This is a genomic window from Halochromatium sp. (assembly GCF_054919635.1).
Window position 1 is genome coordinate 1 of sequence record NZ_JBUDPI010000282.1, and the last position, 4,937, is coordinate 4,937.

At 64.8% G+C, this 4,937-nt stretch carries 6 protein-coding genes; 3 read left to right on the plus strand and 3 right to left on the minus strand.

From position 1 onward, the window contains the following. Positions 1-192, plus strand: a 192-nt coding sequence (locus tag ACY693_RS14820; RefSeq protein ID WP_462322586.1) for a type II toxin-antitoxin system RelE/ParE family toxin, incomplete at its 5' end; no start/stop codon positions are given. Between the two features lie 17 nt (positions 193-209). Here the strand turns inward: ACY693_RS14820 and ACY693_RS14825 are convergent. After that, the gene (locus tag ACY693_RS14825; protein ID WP_462322587.1) at positions 210-845 is read right to left on the minus strand and encodes a response regulator transcription factor; all 636 of its coding nucleotides are present in this window, start codon (positions 843-845) and stop codon (positions 210-212) included. Continuing rightward, the gene (locus tag ACY693_RS14830; protein ID WP_462322588.1) at positions 845-2,644 is read right to left on the minus strand and encodes a PAS domain-containing sensor histidine kinase; all 1,800 of its coding nucleotides are present in this window, start codon (positions 2,642-2,644) and stop codon (positions 845-847) included. The genes ACY693_RS14825 and ACY693_RS14830 overlap by 1 nt, the downstream gene beginning before the upstream one ends. Before the next feature lie 508 nt (positions 2,645-3,152). Between ACY693_RS14830 and ACY693_RS14835 the strand changes: the two genes are divergently transcribed. Beyond that, positions 3,153-3,551, plus strand: a complete 399-nt coding sequence (locus ACY693_RS14835; protein WP_462322589.1) for a DUF2267 domain-containing protein — start codon at positions 3,153-3,155, stop codon at positions 3,549-3,551. Positions 3,552-3,569: 18 nt separating this feature from the next. Next, entirely contained in the window at positions 3,570-3,932 is a 363-nt protein-coding gene (locus tag ACY693_RS14840; RefSeq protein WP_462322590.1) for a c-type cytochrome, read from the plus strand. A gap of 81 nt (positions 3,933-4,013) precedes the next feature. Here ACY693_RS14840 and ACY693_RS14845 read toward each other — a convergent pair. Next, on the minus strand, positions 4,014-4,937 hold a 924-nt coding region (locus ACY693_RS14845; protein ID WP_462322591.1), incomplete at its 5' end, for a PHP domain-containing protein.

The window sequence follows — 4,937 nt, forward strand, 5'->3', positions numbered from 1 at the left end:
TCGAACCCTGCAATTGGCTCACTGCGATACGCCTATGAGCTTGAGCTGCCGGGTGTGCGGTCATGGCCGCTCAAACGCTACCCCTACCTGATCATCTATCTGGAACGGGATGAACATATCGATGTCTGGCGCGTCCTCCATGGCAGTCGGGATGTGCCTCGATGGATGCACGAGCGAGACGGGCTGGAGTGATCCGTAGACCGAGGCGCTCAACCCACACCAGAGACCTCTTCCTCACCAGGCGGACAGAGGGCAACCATATTGCACAGCATCGCAATGCTGTCGGCCTCCATCTTCTCCATCATCTTTGCCCTGTGGGTCTCAACCGTGCGCGGGCTAATCTCAAGCTCACGGGCGATGTCTTTGTTCGATAGGCCTTGGGTCGCGAATCTCATCACCTGTCGCTCGCGGGGCGTCAAGGTCGCGCAGCGCGTGCGCACGGCCTCGACCGCGCTCGCATCGTCACGCCGCTGGCGGTCGATCTCGAAGGCGCGCTCGATGCGCTCGGTGAGCTTGCTCTTGCTCACCGGCTTCTCGAGAAAGTCGACCGCGCCCGACTGGACCGCGCGCACCGTCGTCGGCACATCGCCGAATCCGGACAGGAAGATGATCGGCAGCTCATAGCCGCGCTGACGCAGTGCCTGCTGCAGCTCCAGGCCGTTCATGTCCGGCATGCGCATATCCAGCACCAGGCAGCCGCGGTCCTGCTCCGAGCAGAACGCGAGGAACGACTGGGCATTGGCAAAGCCCTGTACCCGATAGCCAAGCATCTCGAGCAGCAGCTTCATCGATTCGCGCATCGCCTCGTCGTCATCGACGATGAAGACGCATTGCTCCGCATCCATCAGTCTCCTCCAGTCATCGCCAGTGGCAGCATAAAGTGGAACATGGCGCCGTTGCTCGCGCCGCGATCGGCCCAGAGCTTGCCACCATGGCCCTCGACAATGTCACGGCTGATGGGAAGCCCCATGCCGAGGCCCGCGCCGCGCCGCGACGAGAACAGGTCGAACAGGCTGTTCTCGGCCTCCCGATCCAGGCCCGGACCGGTGTCCCTCACCGTCACCCGAACCATCGGCGAGTCCTCGTCTAAAGGCGCCTCAACACAGCGTTCGGCGCTGCAGGGACGGGTTTCAATGGTAACCTGCCGCACCGGCATCTCCGACTCCTGAATGGCCTGCACCCCGTTGCAGATCAGGTTGACCAAGACCTGCTCCAGCTGAACCGGGTCACCAAGCAGCCAGAGTCCGGCCGAGTCCGAGTTGAACCGCAGCTCGACCTGCCGTTGGCTCGCGAACCAACCGATCAGCTCAATCGCGCGCTCGATCAGCGGATCGAGCTCAACCGGTTGCATCCGAATCTCCTTGTGGCGCAGGAAGTCACGCAGGCGCTCGACAATGGCGCCGGCACGCTCGAGCTGGGCATCGGCCTTGGCGATCATCGGCTCCAGGGTTGCCTCATCGGCTGGACGCTGCCTCGCATCCGAGCCTTGCAGCTGCTCGAGCGCAGCCCGTCCGAAGAAGGCCGCCGCATTCAGCGGCTGCGCCAGCTCATGCACCAGCGAGGTTGCGAGCACCCCTACCGCATTGACCCGGGCGGCATGGGCCGCGGCCTCCCGGGCGATCTGGGTATGCTGCTCGGCACGCTTGCGCTCGGTGATGTCGATCTGCACGATCACGGCCCCCTGCCCTTCGGCATCGAGCGGAGCAGCGGTCAGCGCCAGCCAGCGCTCGCAGCCCCGCCGCTGACAGGCATACTCGGCGACGAACCGGTCCCGGCGCCGCTCGAGGACGGCGGCAACGCCGTCGGCAATGGCACCGCTCTCAACCCCGGCATCGGAGACCGCCTCGCGACAGGCGGCGAGGTAGTCCGATCCGACAAGCGACGATCCTGCCGACGAGACCGAGAGCCTGTGCTTCGGGCAGTCGGCAAAGCACCGCCAGGCATCGTTGGCCAGGATGATTCTGCCCTGCGCATCCAGAACGATCAGTTCGGCCGGCAGGGCATCGAGGATGGCGTGGGCGCGGTGCTCGGTCGCCGTCTTGCGGCGCTCGAGCTGACGCTCGGCGGTGATGTCGATCAGCGCGCTGAAACACTCGGGGCCGTTGTCGCCCTCGCGCCGGGACGACACCAACCGCAATGCCTGGGGCGCAGGCTCGGCACGCGGCCGGCGCGAGGCGAGATCGACATCGAGTGGTGGGACCTGCTCTGCCTCGCACTCTGGGTCGCGACTGCCGATCACGGCTGAGACATGGTCGAGGAAGCGTCGCATCTCTCCAGCCCCCAACAAGACCGAGAACGGCGTGTCGCTGAGCCGAACACGGTCGCGTCCGAGCAGATGCGAGGCGGTGAGGTTGATCTCGCGGATGCGCCCACGCCGATCGAAGACCGCGAAGCCGACCGGCGCCAGATCGAACAAGCGGGCGTAGTGATCGCGCGAGACCTCCAAGATGTGGCGCGCCTCGGCGAGCTCGCGCCCTTGAAGCTCGAGCTCCACCTGGTGGGTTTGCAGCTCCAGCAGCAAAGCGCGGGTCGCGTCGTTGGTTTGGCCGTCGTCCAGCAGATCAGCGATCAGCTGATCGAGCCGTCGCGCCAGCTCGGGCTTGCTGAGGACGTTCAGGCCCGGCGCCCTTGCATCATTCGTCATTCTTACCTCATCAACCGCCGCCTCACCATCTCGCTAATCAGGCTTTGCCGACCAGTACAGCAAGTTCGGAGCCAGTCCCAGGTGACGCTGTTCCCGAGCTGGTTCCGGCGCGCGGTCTGGCGCGCACCGGAACCCGCCGGAACGCCGGAAGGCGTTACAAACGCAAGCCTTCGAGGTGGCTGTTTTGGACCAGCGCATGGGGCCAATCACCCGGCATGGGCTGGTACAGCCCAGCCCTCGTTAGCCGGTGGCCATCCGCTCGAGCCCCAGGGTCTGGATACTGGCGTGCCCAAGCTGCCTAACTCCGAGCGTCTCTCTGGGCGTCTCTCGGCGCGTCTCTCTGGGCGTCGCGGATGGTATAGCGCCACCGGCAGAACGGCATAGCCTTTGCAAAATCCCCATGGACTCATGGAACGGAATGGCGCGCAGGGATACGTCGCCAAAAAAGGCGCGCAGCTCGGCGCCATCCAAGCCATCCTGACATCCACAACCCATGGAGATTCAAGCCATGCAGCTGCAAGAGTTTCTCGGACAGGTCCAACATCAGGCACGGATGAGCTCGCTCGACGAGGCGCTCAGCGCCACCCGAGCGACACTCGAGACCCTCAGTGAGCGCCTCCAGGGCGGCGAGCCCGAGAATCTCGGCGCACAACTGCCGGGCGAGCTCAAGCTCATGCTCGACAGCCATCGCGATAAGACCGAGACCTTCTCCTCAGACGACTTCCTGCAACGCATCAGCGAGCGCGAGGGCGTCGACCTGCCAGCCAGCGTCTTCCATACCCGGGCCGTGCTCAATGTGCTCAAGGACGCGGTGACGCCGGGGACCATAGACCACGTCCGCGACCAGCTTCCAGCCGACTATCAACGGCTGTTTGAAGCCGGTAGCGAAGGCAAGATGCCGCATTGAGTGGCGGGTAAGCATGTCATGTCAACATCTAACCGTATCCTGGCACTGCCTTCAACGATGACCCTGCTTGCGCCGGTCGTGCTCGCGCTTTGGGCCGCCCCGCTCTGGTCTGCTGAGCGACTTGCCGAGCCAGCCGACGACGAATCCCCAGCCAAGCAAGGTGAAGAGGTCGCCGAGCAGATCTGTACGAGCTGCCACCGGGTTCCCGATGAAGGGGGCGCTCCGGTGGGACCGACGTTCAGCACGCTCGCCGAGCAACGCGAATGGACCGCGCAGCAACTGCAACAGACCCTAAATTCCGCACAGCACGAGGAGGCGGTACCGGCGAGCAAGCTCCAGCTCGAAGCCGTGGCCAGTTACCTCAACCAGCTCGCCGATTAACCCCTGCCTCAGATGCTTCGCAGGGATGCGTACTGTCCGGCAGCCAGGCCGGCCTGTCCGGCAAAAGCCCGGCAGACTGACTCATCCGCGCTCGAGCAGCTTGCGCAGCTGCTCGAGCGAGCGGGTGTTGATGACGTCATCGGCCTCCAGCCAGCCGCGCCGGGCCTGATCGACGCCAAAGCGAATGTAGTCCAGATTCGTACTGCTGTGGGCATCGGTGGAGATCGCCACCTTGACGCCCATCTCCTTGGCGAGGCGGCAATCAGCGTCGCTGAGATCGAGCCGCTTGGGTTGGGCGTTGACCTCGAGGAAACAGCCCCTCTCGGCGGCCGCCTCGAGCACCCGCTCAAGGTCGAGATCATAGGCATCGCGCTTGCCGATGAGGCGCCCGCGCGGATGGCCAAGGATCGAGAAGTTTGGGTTGTCCATCGCCCGCAGCACGCGCTCGGTCTGCTGCTCGCGGGAGAAGTCGAACTTGGAGTGGATCGAGCAGACGCAGAGATCAAGCCGCTCCAGCATCGAATCGGGCAGATCGAGCGAGCCGTCCGCTAGGATGTCCACCTCGGTGGACTTGAGCACCCTGATCCGGCCGTCGCGCGCCTCGTTCAAGCGCTCGATGCGATCGATCTGCTCGCTCAGCCGTGCTTCGTCGAGACCGCCCGCGACCGTCACATGCTGGCTATGATCGGTGACCGCCAGGTACTCATAACCGCGCTCGGCACCGGCCTCGGCCATCGCCCGCAGGCTCTCGTGACCATCGCTAGCGCGGGTATGGCAATGCAGATCGCCGCGGATGGCCTCAAGCTCGAGCAGCTGCGGCAGCTGGCCCTGCTGCGCGGCCTCGATCTCGCCTCGGTGCTCGCGCAGCACGGGCTCGATATAGGGGAGATCAACGCTCGCGTAGACCTCCTCTTCGGTGCGCCCGGCGATGCGCTCGTCGTCGCGGAAGACGCCGTACTCGTTGATCTTGAGACCGCGCTCCACCCCCATCCTGCGTACCGCAAT